Genomic DNA, 11,458 nt, shown 5'->3' with positions numbered 1-11,458 from the left:
TCGACCATTTCACGCGACGCCGGAGTCCGTCCGGCGAAGGACGACCCGACTCATTTTTCTGCCGCTTCATTCCCAGGAACTGTCATGGCCTTCATCCAGAATCTGCGTATCGGCACGAAGCTCGCGATTGCGTCCGGGCTCGGCATCATTCTCCTTGGTGTCATGATCTATATGCAGACGATGGGAAGCGCAGGCGTTCGCCAGTCATATCAGACGGCCGGCGTCTATCAGGGCATTGCGCAGAACGCTGCCGAGGCCAAGGCCTCGTTTCGCGGCATGCAGATCGGCGTGCGTGACTTCCTCGGGGCAACGAAAGTGGCCGATGTCCAGAAGGCCGCCGACTATTTCACGGCGCGTACTACCGCCGGCCTTAAATTTTCGGCTCAGATGCTCAAGCTTGCGACCGCACCGGACGAGCGCGAACGCATCGGCAAATTCCTCGACATGATGACGACCCTCGGTAAGGGCGGCGACAAGATCGGTGTAATCCGCACAGATATCTTGAATCTGCAGGCGACGCGCAACGAAGCTGGCGAATTGTCTGCGGATGCCTCCGCGCGCATCACCACACTGGGCGCGGAGATCGTGAAGCTCCGCACCGACGTGCTGCTACCCATGAGTGCAGAACTCGACAAGCTGGCCGATACGATCGTCAATCTGGCTAAGGAGAAGGTCGAGCAGCAGACGACCGCTGCGGCGAACGAGGCCGCTGCGACCGAGCGAGACTCGCTAATTCTCGGTGGTGTGGTCGCCCTGATGCTGATCGGGACCTGTGTGTTCTCGGTGTTCACCATCGGGCGTCCGATGCGCGCGCTGAGCCGTTCGATGGAAGAACTCGCCGAGGGCAATTTCGGCGTGGTGTTGCCGGGCTTGGGCCGCAAGGACGAGATCGGCGACGTCGCCGGCGCCGTGGAGAAGTTCAAGGTCAAGGCACAGGAGCGCGCCCGCGCCGAAGCCGACGCTCAAAAGCAGCAGGAGCAGATCGCCGCCGAGCAGCGCAAGCGCGAGATGATCACGCTGGCGAACAATTTTGAGAGCGCGGTCGGCGAGATCGTCGAAACAGTGTCGTCTGCATCGACCGAACTCGAAGCGTCGGCCGGCACGCTGACGTCGTCTGCCGAGCGTTCGCAGCATTTGACCACCATGGTGGCAGCCGCTTCGGAAGAGGCCTCGACGAACGTACAATCCGTGGCATCGGCGACCGAGGAAATGGCGTCATCGGTGAACGAGATCAGCCGCCAGGTTCAGGAATCTGCGCGCATTGCCAGCGAGGCCGTGCAGCAGGCCCAGAAGACCAACGACCGTGTCGGCGAGCTATCCAAGGCGGCCAGCCGTATCGGCGACGTGGTCGAGCTGATCAATAGCATCGCGGGGCAGACCAACCTTCTGGCGCTCAATGCGACCATAGAAGCCGCCCGCGCCGGTGAAGCCGGCCGCGGCTTCGCCGTGGTGGCGGCCGAGGTGAAGACGCTCGCAGAGCAGACCGCCAAGGCGACCGGCGAGATCAGCATGCAGATCGACAGCATCCAGTCCGCCACGGACGAATCGGTCAGTGCCATCCGCGAGATCGGCGTCACCATTGGCCGGATGTCGGAAATTTCGTCCACGATTGCTTCGGCCGTCGAAGAGCAGGGTGCCGCCACCCAGGAGATTTCCCGCAACGTGCAGCAAGCCGCGCATGGCACCCAGCAGGTCTCGTCCAACATTACGGATGTGCAGCGCGGCGCCAGCGAGACCGGGTCGGCCTCGTCGCAGGTTCTTTCGGCAGCACAGTCGCTATCGTCGGACGGCGCGCGGCTAAAGGTCGAAGTCGCGCGGTTCCTCAACTCTGTTCGCGCGGCCTAGGGCCATGCGGGATCAGAACTGATCATTCTATTGAGCGATAACAGGACGTCCAGCCATGCTCTCGAACATCTCTATCAAAGCCAAAATCACCATCGTTATCGCTTTTCTGTTAATCGCAATGACGGGGATGGGGGCGCTTGCTGTCAGCAAGATGCAGACAATTAACGCCAATGCGTCGGACATCCAGAAGAACTGGCTTCCAAGCGTCCGTGTGCTCGGCGGGCTGCGGGCGACGACCATCGATTATCGCAATCTGGTGCGCGCGCACATCCTCGCAGCCAATGCTGACCAGATGCAGAAGACCGAGGCTGGTATCGACACCATCGTCAAGCGGGCCGCCGATGAGCGGATTGCCTATGATAAGTTGGTATCGAGCCCCGAAGAGCGCGCAATCTTCAACGATTGGAGCAAGGAGTGGGACAACTACGTATCACGCAGCCAGGAAATCTTTGTCCTCGATCGCAAGAATCTCGGCAAAGGCAGTCAGGAAGCCCATGAGCTCAATCTGAATGTGATCAATCCGCTGGGATCCAAAGCCGATTTTGCCCTGCGCAAGGCCATCGAATTCAACGACAAGGGTGCGGCAGCATCGGGACAGAAGGCCGATGAGAGCTATGGTTCGGCACTGATGACGGTGATCGTGATCATTGCAGCGACCGCGGTCATCGGCATCGGTGTCGGCATTTATCTGGTCAAGGACGTGTCGTCGGGTATCGCTTCGATCGTGCAGCCGATGCAGGCGCTGAGCGCTGGAGATCTCACGGCGCATGTGGCGCATCAGGGCGAGAAGACCGAGATCGGCGCGATGGCCGACACGCTTCAGGTGTTCAAGCAGGCGCTGATCGACAAGCGCGCGGCAGATGAAGCTGCCTCTGCCGACGCCGAAGCCAAGATCGAACGCGGTCGCCGCGTTGACAACATCACCCGCGAATTCGAATCGATGATCGGCGAAATCGTGGAGACCGTATCGTCGGCATCGACCGAACTTGAAGCTTCCGCAAGCACGCTGACCGCGACGGCCGAACGTTCCCAGGACCTGGCCACCACAGTGGCGGCGGCGTCCGAAGAAGCTTCCACCAACGTCCAGTCGGTGGCATCGGCCACTGAAGAAATGGCCTCGTCGGTCAACGAGATCAGCCGACAGGTGCAGGAGTCGGCGAGCATCGCCAATCAGGCGGTCGACCAGGCGCGGCGTACCAACGATCGCGTCAGCGAACTCGCCAGTGCGGCATCCCGCATTGGGGACGTCGTCGAGCTCATCAACAATATCGCCGGCCAGACAAACCTGCTCGCGCTCAACGCAACCATCGAGGCGGCGCGTGCCGGTGAAGCGGGCCGGGGCTTCGCCGTCGTGGCTTCCGAAGTAAAGGCATTGGCCGAGCAGACCGCCAAGGCGACCGGCGAGATCTCGACGCAGATTTCCGGTATCCAGGCGGCGACGCAGGAATCGGTCGGCGCCATCAAGGAAATCGGCGACACCATCGGCCGGATGTCCGAGATTGCCTCGACCATCGCATCGGCGGTGGAAGAGCAGGGTGCCGCGACGCAGGAGATTTCGCGTAACGTCCAGCAGGCGGCACAGGGTACCATGCAGGTCTCGTCGAACATCACTGACGTGCAGCGTGGAGCGTCCGAGACCGGCTCTGCGTCGTCGCAGGTGCTTTCGGCCGCGCGGTCGCTGTCATCGGACAGCACACGTCTTAAGAATGAAGTGGGCAAGTTCTTGAATTCGGTGCGCGCTGCCTGACGGGCTTGAACACAAGTGTACAGCGCAAAAAGCCGGCGCGTGAGCGTCGGCTTTCCTACGCGATAGTGTTGTTATGCGTGTGCGCCACACTCATTCGAGAAGTCATGCACAAGAAGCAGTCATGATGCACCGCTCCTTAACTTTATCCGGACAATCTCGATCACGAGATCGTTGAAAGCTATCGACGCTCGGCCGGCAGCTCCAATGCATGCCGTGTCTTCAAACCCAGAAAATGCCATTCGTGCAGTTGCGCGCCAACGGTCAAAAACCGAGGGACCATCACCTATGTTTGCCAGCCTGTCCATCCGCACCAAGATCACTCTTGTCGTCTCGTTCCTGCTGCTCGCCATGTCTGCGATGGGCGCGCTGGCCATCAAGCAGATGTACACCATCAACGGAGCGACATCCGACATCGTCACGAGCTGGCTGCCGAGCGTGCGCGCTCTGGGTGAAGTCCGCGCTGCAACGATCAGCTATCGTTCGGTGGTTCGTGGACATCTGCTTGCGACCGATGCCGCAGATACGAAGGTCCAGGACGACACGCTGGTGCGTTACGCCGAGATGCTCGACAAGGCGCGCAAGAGCTATGAGCCGATGATTTCGTCGCCCGAGGAGCGCGCGATGTATAGCGAATTCAGCAAGCTCTGGAGCGAATACATCGCGGCGTTGCAGCCGGTTCTTGCGTTGTCGCGCAAGAACGCTCGTGATGAAGCGCGAGATATGAACGTGAAGGTCAACCAGATTGGCTTCAAAGCGGACGAAGCCCTGCAGAAGGATGTCGAGCTCAACAACAAGGGAGCTTTGACAGCCGGAGAACTGGCGACGGACAGCTTTGGGGTCGCCATCAAGATGGTGATCGGTTCGCTCTTGTTTGCGATTGTTGTCGGCATCGGTGCGGCTATCTTGCTGGTGCGCGATGTCTCCGCCGGCATTACGTCGATCGTGCTGCCGATGCAGGCGCTTGGCACAGGAGATCTGACAGCAAATGTTCCGCATCAGGGCGAGAAAACCGAAATCGGTACGATGGCGGATTCGCTTCAGGTATTCAAACAGGCGCTGATCGACAAGCGCGCGGCGGATGAAGCCGCGGCGGCCGATGCAGAAGCCAAGATCGAGCGCGGTCGCCGCGTCGACAGCATCACCCGCAACTTCGAATCGATGATCGGTGAGATCGTCGAGACGGTGTCGTCGGCATCGACCGAACTGGAAGCCTCGGCAGGTACGCTGACCGCCACGGCGGAGCGCTCGCAGGAATTGACCACGACGGTTGCTGCAGCCTCCGAAGAGGCATCGGCCAATGTGCAGTCAGTGGCATCGGCAACCGAAGAAATGGCCTCGTCGGTCAACGAGATCAGCCGACAGGTGCAGGAGTCGGCTGCGATCGCAGGGCAGGCGGTCGATCAGGCACGCAAGACCAATGATCGCGTCGGCGAGCTCGCCAGCGCTGCGTCGCGCATCGGCGATGTGGTCGAGCTGATCAACAACATCGCAGGCCAGACGAACTTGCTGGCGCTCAACGCCACCATCGAAGCAGCGCGCGCCGGCGAAGCCGGTCGCGGTTTCGCGGTTGTGGCTTCCGAAGTGAAGGCCCTCGCTGAGCAGACTGCCAAGGCGACTGGCGAGATCTCGACGCAGATTTCCGGCATCCAGGCGGCGACGCAGGAATCGGTTGGCGCCATCAAGGAGATCGGCGACACCATCGGCCGGATGTCGGAGATTGCCTCGACCATCGCATCGGCGGTGGAAGAGCAGGGTGCCGCGACGCAGGAGATTTCCCGCAACGTTCAACAGGCGGCGCAGGGCACGATGCAGGTCTCGTCGAACATCGTTGATGTGCAGCGGGGTGCAACGGAGACTGGATCTGCCTCGACCCAGGTTCTCGCTGCGGCGCAATCACTGTCCTCGGACAGCACGCGACTGAAGGATGAAGTCAGCAAGTTCCTCAACGCCGTGCGCGCGGCCTGATCATGGCTTGTAGGGTGGGCGAGGGCGCTTTTGCGCCGTGCCCACCGCAGCGCGTTCGATGATGGTGGTGGGCACGCTGCGCTTTTGCCCACCCTACGGATGTTGGGCGTTCTATCTCGTACTCGCCGACACCAGTCCCGCGATGTCCATATAGGTGCGCACCAGCGGGGCGACGAAACGATGCGCCGATGTCTTGGACACCAGCGTATCGTGCAGGATCAGATGATCGATGCCGGTATTGATGAAACACGCCATGGCGTCGCGCGGAGTCTCGACGATCGGTTCGCCCTTCACGTTGAATGACGTGTTGAGCAGCACCGGTACGCCGGTGAGCGCATCGAATTCCTTCAGCAGCCGATAGAGCACAGGATTAGTGTCTTCCGTGACGGTCTGGATGCGCGCCGTTCCATCGATGTGCACAATGGCCGGAATCTTCTCGCGCCATTCGGGGCGCACCGGGGCGGCGGTCAGCATAAACGGCGAATCCTGATCGCCTTCGAAAATCTCTCTGGCGCGCTCGGCGAGCACAATCGGCGCGAACGGACGGAACGGCTGACGGTGCTTCACGCGTGAATTGAGGATGTCCTTCATCTCCGGCCGGCGCGGATCGGCGATGATGCTGCGATTGCCGAGCGCGCGGGGGCCGTATTCCGAGCGACCTTGAAACCAGCCGATCACTTTCTGGTCGGCGAGCAGCTTGGCCGTATCGCGGCAGATATTGTCGCTGCGCACCGTGCTGGTCTGCGCCTTGACCAGCGTGCGCTGTGTTGCTGCCTCGATGTCGCGATCGGTATAGTTCCTGCCGGTGTAGGAATGCGTCATCACATAAGAGCGCGGCTGCTTCTGTACCTCCAGCAGGCCATAATAGGCGCAGCCGATTGCGATGCCGTTGTCGCCGGCGGCGGGCTGGATCCAGACATTCTCGAAGCCGGCTTCGCGGGCGATGCGACCATTGGCGACGCAGTTCAGCGCGACGCCGCCGGCAATGCAGAGGTTCTTCGCGCCGGTCGTCTCGCGCAGCCAGCGGGCGCGGGCGAGCAGCACTTTCTCGGTGTCGTCTTGGACTCGCCAGGCGATATCCTCCCAATGCCGCATCGACGGATGGGTGTCCCATTTGCCGTCGCTGTCGGCGATATAGGGCTGGTTGTATTCGGGGGTCCAGCGCGGCACGCTGAGGACATTGTCGGTGATATCCATCAGCGGCTTGACCTGGTCGCGGCGGCCATAGGGCGCCAGCCCCATCAGCTCGCCGCATTTGTTCCAGTCGCCGAACACATAGGTCGAGGCCCGGCTATAAAGCGCCCCGAGGCCTGGCATGTTGTAGAATTCATCGCTGAGGAAGCCGCGGTCCGGCTCCATCCAGACTTTCTTGAGGCAATCGAGCTGCGTGCCCTTGAACGTGTAGTAGCTCTCGGATTCCCGGGCGAGCTTCGAGCCCGGCTCGTCGCCGGGATAGACCTCCATCACATCGGAGCGATAGCTGCCGACGCCGTCGACGATCATGATCGCCCCCTCTTCGAAGGGGCAGACGGCAAACGCGCTATAGGCGTGCGCCAGATGATGCGAGATCGTTTTGACCTTGCCGGTGCGCGCCCGAAACAGCGGATGGACGCTGGCGTCCTGCCGTTCATATTCGGGCAGGAAGCCCGGCATGTCCTGATAGATCAGGCGGTCTTCCATCTCCGGAACCGGCAGGATGTAGCAATTGCTCACCACCAGGTCGACGTCGTCCAGCGTGATGCCTTCGGCGTCGAGGACGTAGTCGATCACTTCCTTGTAGAACCCCGTCGCGTGTTTCTCGCGGGTAATCCGCTCCTTCTCGATCGCATAGGCCAGCGCGCCGTTGCGCAGCAGGCAGGCGCTGACGTCGTGATCGTAGGTGTTGAGACCGAGGATGTAGCTGGGTTTGGGCATGAATCAGCTTCTGACAATTCGCGGGAAGGGATGAATGATGGGATCGATCTGCTAACGCAGACGCGGCGGGTGGGGCTGACCGCATATTCGCAGTTGCGAGGTGCAGCGATCAGCATAGTGCGAGGCAATATGAAGAGAAGATGAACGCAGGAGGTCAAAAGCGAGGTGACGCGTGAAGGTGCGCATTCGTTCGTAGTGACAGCGTTGCCGGCAACTTGACCGGCGTTCGAGCTTGACCCTATTGTAAAGTTGTTCGTGCGTGCACGCCTTGTGATGGCCATATTACTATTCTGGTTTCAGCACCTGTGTGAATCAAGAATTGCTCACTGAACGATTCGAGGCCGGAAGCATTCTAAAGCCGTGCTTCTGCAGAATGGGAGTTCCTAAGAATGGCTCAAACCAAAACGACGCGCCATAATATCGTGACCCGCTGCCTGGCAGCGATGGCGCTTGTGTCTGTCTACTGTGTTGGTCTGATCGGCGCATCCACGGTGTTGCTCACCACGAGCAGCACCTCGGCCGAGGCCCGTGGCGGTGGTCGCGGTCGTGGCGGCGGCGGTTGGGGCCGTGGACGCGGTGGCGGCTTCTATCGTGGCGGCGGTCGTGGCTATGGTCGCGGCTATGGCTTCTACGGTGGACCGCGCTTTGTGGCGCCGGGCTGCTATTTCAGCCGTCGCTGGGGCCGGGTGGTCTGCCCGTACTAAGTCATAAGCGCTACGGCGCTGAATGAACGAGATGGAGAGGCGCGCCGGGTAACCGGGGCGCCTTTTGCTTTCCAGGCTCGCCTTTCTCCAGGAAACGGGCCTCTCCTTCGGGAATGATTTGTCGAAAGCTACCCTCCTTGCACAATGCTGAGGTCGCTTTTGGCATGCCATCTTGTGTTTTCTCATCCAAATTCCAATGTCGGCATGGCAAGCTTGCGCGCCCGCGCATGGCAATTCGGTCCTCCCACCCTGGAACCTTCATGAGCGCCCTGTTCTCTCCCTTCAAGCTGCGCGACCTCACGCTGCCGAACCGCATCGTCATTGCGCCGATGTGCCAGTATTCCGCCGAAGATGGCCGGGCGACCGATTGGCACATGATCCATCTCGGCAATATGGCCCTGTCGGGCGCCGCCATGCTGGTGATCGAAGCGACCGCCGTGGAAGCCATCGGCCGCATCACACCCGGCGATCTCGGCCTCTATAATGACGCGACCGAAGCCGCGTTGAAGCCTGTGCTGGCGGCGATACGCAAACATTCGAACATTGCCGTTGGCATGCAGATCGCCCATGCAGGCCGAAAGGCGTCGAGTCACGCCCCATGGGATGGCGGCCAGCAGGTCCCGCTCGACAAAGGCGGTTGGGTCGCCCACGCCCCGTCCGCCATTCCGCAGAAGTCCGGCGAATTGCCACCGCAGGAGATCGATGCCGCGGGCCTCATGCGCATCCGCGATGCCTTCGTGGCCACAGCGAAGCGCGCCGAGCGGCTCGGCATCGATGCGCTCGAAATCCACGGTGCACATGGCTATCTGCTGCACGAATTCCTGTCGCCGATCTCCAACCAGCGCACCGACAATTATGGCGGTTCGCTGGAAAATCGCATGCGCTTTCCGCTCGAAGTATTCGACGCTGTGCGCGCAGCGTTTCCGGCCCACAAGCCGGTTGGTGTCCGGGTCTCGGCGTCGGACTGGGTCGAGGGCGGCTGGGATATCGAGCAGACCATCGTCTTCGCCAGTGAGTTGAAGAAGCGCGGCGTCGACTGGATGGATGTGTCGTCCGGTGGTGTCTCGCCGCAGCAGAAGATCGCGCTCGGGCCGGGTTATCAGGTGCCGTTCGCCGAAGCCGTGAAAGCGGCGACGGGACTGCCGACGATTGCGGTGGGGTTGATCACCGAAGCGCAACAGGCTGAAGACATCGTGGCCTCCGGCAAGGCCGATCTGGTCGCCATCGCACGTGGCATTCTCTACGATCCGCGCTGGCCGTGGCACGCGGCGGCGCAGCTTGGCGGTCAGGTACAGGCGCCGCCGCAATACTGGCGCTCGCAGCCATCGACGCAAAAGGCGTTGTTCGGCGATACGACGTTCGGCGGGCGCTAAACCACTTCAAGGCGCCTGACTTTCGACACCCACACATTGTCCCGCAAGCCGGGTGCGATGTGTGGGTGTTTGTCTTTGCTCCGCGTCCACTCCGCGAATGGCAGCCCTGCGGCGCCATCGTGTTTACATGACAGAATGTCGCACCTACACAGCGCAAAATTCTGCGCCGTAAAATAATCGTGGCATCCGGCGCTGCCCGCCTGTCGAGAGGAGCCCCGCCATGGCCCGCCATTTCCTATGGCTTCTGCTGATCCCCTTCGTCGGCCTGCTCTGGGTCCCGTTCTACAATTTTCATGATCCGGTGCTGTTCGGCTTTCCGTTCTTCTACTGGTACCAGCTCGCCTGGGTGCCGATGACCGCCTTTCTGACCTGGCTCGCTTACCGGACTTACGCCAATGAAGACTGAGCTCGATATTCCCGCGGTTGCGGTCTTTCTGTTCTTCTTCGCGCTCGTCACCGTGATGGGCTTCGTCGCCTCGAAGTGGCGCCGCCCGAAAACGCTGGCCAGTCTCGACGAATGGGGCCTTGGTGGCCGCCAGTTCGGCACCTGGATCACCTGGTTTCTGGTCGGCGGCGATTTCTATACCGCCTATACGGTGATCGCCGTGCCGGCACTGGTCTATTCGGTCGGCGCTTATGGCTTCTTCGCGCTGCCTTACACGATCCTGGTCTATCCCATCGTGTTCATGGTGATGCCGAGGCTGTGGCAGGTCGCCAAGGACAACGGCCATGTCACTGCCGCCGACGTTGTGCATGGCCGCTATGGTTCACGCATGCTGGAAGCAGCAGTCGCCATCACCGGTGTCGTCGCCACCATGCCCTATATCGCGCTGCAGCTGATCGGTATGGCCACGGCTGTGAAGGCGCTTGGCTTCGAAGGCGAACTGCCGCTGATCGCGGCCTTTGTCGTGCTCGCGCTCTACACCTACTCGTCGGGCCTGCGTGCCCCGGCGCTGATCGCCTTCGTCAAGGATATCATGATCTATATCGCCGTCATCGCGGCAGTGTCGGTGATCCCCGGCAAGCTCGGCGGCTATGCCGCGGTGTTCGACGCCGCCGATCAGGCATTCAAGGCCAAGGGCTCGGGCAGTATCCTGCTGCAGCCCAGCCAGTATGTCGCCTATGCCACGCTGGCACTTGGTTCGGCGCTCGCGGCCTTCATGTATCCGCATACGCTGACCGGTATCTTCGCCAGCAAGAGCGCCACCACCATCCGCAAGAACGCCGTACTGTTACCGGCCTATACACTGATGCTCGGCCTGCTGGCGCTGCTCGGCTACATGGGCCACGCCGCCAAGTTGAAGCTCGCCAGCAATAATGACGTGGTACCGGCGCTGTTCCAGACGCTGTTTCCGAGCTGGTTCGCAGGCTTCGCTTTTGCAGCGATTGCCATCGGCGCGCTGGTCCCTGCGGCCGTGATGAGCATTGGTGCGGCCAATCTCTTCACCCGCAATTTCTGGAAGGCCTATGTCAATCCGCAGGTCGATTCAGCGGGCGAAGCAGCCGTTGCCAAGATCGCGTCGCTGGTGGTGAAGGTCGGCGCGCTGCTGGTGATCATCTATCTGCCGACGCAGTTCGCGCTCGACCTGCAGCTTCTCGGAGGCCTGTGGATCCTGCAGACGTTGCCGGCCTTGATCTTCGGCCTGTTCACCCGCTGGTTCACCGCGCCGGCATTGCTGACCGGATGGGTAGTCGGCCTGTTTGGCGGCACATATCTGGCCTGGACGGACGGCCTCAAGCCGCTGCACATGCTGTCGGTCGGCAGCTTCCAGGCGACGGTCTATGTCGGGCTGATTGCCCTCGTCGCGAATATCGTGGTCGCAATGCTGGTCAATCTCGTGGTGCCGAAGCCGGTGGCAACGGCCGAGGCGGCGAGCACTTAAAGGCCCCGCTGTAAAGCCCGCGCGCGC

The 11,458-nt window shown here is 61.3% G+C and carries 8 protein-coding genes; 7 read left to right on the top strand and 1 reads right to left on the bottom strand.

Annotated features, from left to right (window positions below):
- Positions 1-84 precede the first annotated feature (84 nt).
- The 3 genes from AC1DUY_RS06945 to AC1DUY_RS06935 all read left to right on the top strand — a co-directional run bounded on the left by AC1DUY_RS06945 (position 85) and on the right by AC1DUY_RS06935 (position 5,557).
- Complete coding sequence (locus AC1DUY_RS06945) at positions 85-1,845, top strand: methyl-accepting chemotaxis protein (RefSeq protein ID WP_478113213.1); 1,761 nt, start codon at positions 85-87, stop codon at positions 1,843-1,845.
- 55 nt (positions 1,846-1,900) lie between these two features.
- Positions 1,901-3,592, top strand: coding sequence for a methyl-accepting chemotaxis protein (locus AC1DUY_RS06940; protein WP_439074748.1), 1,692 nt, complete (start codon positions 1,901-1,903; stop codon positions 3,590-3,592).
- 285 nt (positions 3,593-3,877) lie between these two features.
- On the top strand, positions 3,878-5,557 hold the full coding sequence (locus AC1DUY_RS06935; protein ID WP_175367783.1) for a methyl-accepting chemotaxis protein: 1,680 nt from the start codon (positions 3,878-3,880) through the stop codon (positions 5,555-5,557).
- Between the two features lie 111 nt (positions 5,558-5,668).
- On the opposite strand, the gene AC1DUY_RS06930 is transcribed toward AC1DUY_RS06935, so the two are convergent.
- Complete coding sequence (locus tag AC1DUY_RS06930; protein ID WP_478113210.1) at positions 5,669-7,471, bottom strand: carbamoyltransferase family protein; 1,803 nt, start codon at positions 7,469-7,471, stop codon at positions 5,669-5,671.
- A 389-nt stretch (positions 7,472-7,860) separates the two neighbouring features.
- Between AC1DUY_RS06930 and AC1DUY_RS06925 the strand changes: the two genes are divergently transcribed.
- The 4 genes from AC1DUY_RS06925 (at position 7,861) to mctP (ending at position 11,431) form a co-directional block, all read left to right on the top strand.
- Positions 7,861-8,175, top strand: coding sequence for a hypothetical protein (locus tag AC1DUY_RS06925; RefSeq protein ID WP_089265834.1), 315 nt, complete (start codon positions 7,861-7,863; stop codon positions 8,173-8,175).
- Positions 8,176-8,435: 260 nt separating this feature from the next.
- Complete coding sequence (locus AC1DUY_RS06920; protein WP_478113208.1) at positions 8,436-9,548, top strand: NADH:flavin oxidoreductase/NADH oxidase; 1,113 nt, start codon at positions 8,436-8,438, stop codon at positions 9,546-9,548.
- A gap of 220 nt (positions 9,549-9,768) precedes the next feature.
- Positions 9,769-9,954, top strand: coding sequence for a DUF3311 domain-containing protein (locus AC1DUY_RS06915; RefSeq protein WP_093757178.1), 186 nt, complete (start codon positions 9,769-9,771; stop codon positions 9,952-9,954).
- On the top strand, positions 9,944-11,431 hold the full coding sequence (mctP, locus tag AC1DUY_RS06910) for a monocarboxylate uptake permease MctP (protein ID WP_478113206.1): 1,488 nt from the start codon (positions 9,944-9,946) through the stop codon (positions 11,429-11,431). The genes AC1DUY_RS06915 and mctP overlap by 11 nt, the downstream gene beginning before the upstream one ends.
- Positions 11,432-11,458: the final 27 nt, after the last annotated feature.

The organism is Tardiphaga sp. P4_G1 (assembly GCF_056401215.1).
The sequence above is the reverse complement of the archived record's forward strand: the minus strand, read 5'-3'. Positions and strand labels throughout refer to the sequence as shown.

What these genes read in the sequence shown, in the direction of transcription:
- AC1DUY_RS06915 (WP_093757178.1), top strand. Translation starts at nt 9,769, where the DNA reads ATGGCCCGCCATTTCCTATGGCTTCTGCTGATCCCCTTCGTCGGCCTG.
- AC1DUY_RS06930 (WP_478113210.1), bottom strand. Translation starts at nt 7,471, where the DNA reads ATGCCCAAACCCAGCTACATCCTCGGTCTCAACACCTACGATCACGAC.
- AC1DUY_RS06940 (WP_439074748.1), top strand. Translation starts at nt 1,901, where the DNA reads ATGCTCTCGAACATCTCTATCAAAGCCAAAATCACCATCGTTATCGCT.
- AC1DUY_RS06925 (WP_089265834.1), top strand. Translation starts at nt 7,861, where the DNA reads ATGGCTCAAACCAAAACGACGCGCCATAATATCGTGACCCGCTGCCTG.
- AC1DUY_RS06935 (WP_175367783.1), top strand. Translation starts at nt 3,878, where the DNA reads ATGTTTGCCAGCCTGTCCATCCGCACCAAGATCACTCTTGTCGTCTCG.
- AC1DUY_RS06945 (WP_478113213.1), top strand. Translation starts at nt 85, where the DNA reads ATGGCCTTCATCCAGAATCTGCGTATCGGCACGAAGCTCGCGATTGCG.
- mctP (WP_478113206.1), top strand. Translation starts at nt 9,944, where the DNA reads ATGAAGACTGAGCTCGATATTCCCGCGGTTGCGGTCTTTCTGTTCTTC.
- AC1DUY_RS06920 (WP_478113208.1), top strand. Translation starts at nt 8,436, where the DNA reads ATGAGCGCCCTGTTCTCTCCCTTCAAGCTGCGCGACCTCACGCTGCCG.